The organism is Kosakonia sp. MH5 (genome assembly GCF_009935945.1).
Lineage (GTDB): Bacteria > Pseudomonadota > Gammaproteobacteria > Enterobacterales > Enterobacteriaceae > Kosakonia > Kosakonia radicincitans.
Genome location: NZ_QODH01000049.1, coordinates 1 through 557 on the forward strand (window position 1 = coordinate 1; position 557 = coordinate 557).

The window sequence follows — 557 nt, forward strand, 5'->3', positions numbered from 1 at the left end:
ACGGATGAAGAGGGCATCAGCCAGTGGGCGCTGGAAGACAGCGTCACGCCGGGCATCTACAGCCTCGACGACTATGATTTCCGCAAGCCGAATGCGTGGCTGTTCCAGGCGCGGCAGAACCCTTCATCGCCGCAGCCGGGGAGCATTGACGTGTATGACTGGCCGGGGCGTTTTGTCGAGCACGGCCACGGCGAGTTTTACGCGCGTATCCGCCAGGAGCGCTGGCAGGTGGAGCACCAGCAGATACAGGGCACGGCCACGGCAGTGGGCGTGGCACCGGGCAGCACCTTCACGCTGTATAACGCGCCGTTTTTCAGCGATAACGGCGACTACCTGACCACCGCCGCGACCTACTTTTTTGAAGAGAACCGCTACGCCAGCGGCAGCGACGGGGAAACGGAGCACCGCACCGACTTTACGGTCATTCCGTCGTCGGTGGTGTACCGCCCGGCGGCGGTGACGGCGTGGCCGCGCACCTACGGCCCGCAGACGGCGAAAGTGGTCGGCCCGCAGGGGGAGAGCATCTGGACGGACAAATATGGCCGGGTGAAGGTGAA

1 protein-coding gene is annotated in these 557 nt (G+C 64.5%); it reads left to right on the forward strand.

The annotated features are described in order from the left end of the window. On the forward strand, nt 1–557 hold a 557-nt coding region (locus tag DK872_RS27255; protein WP_161519143.1), incomplete at both ends, for a type VI secretion system Vgr family protein.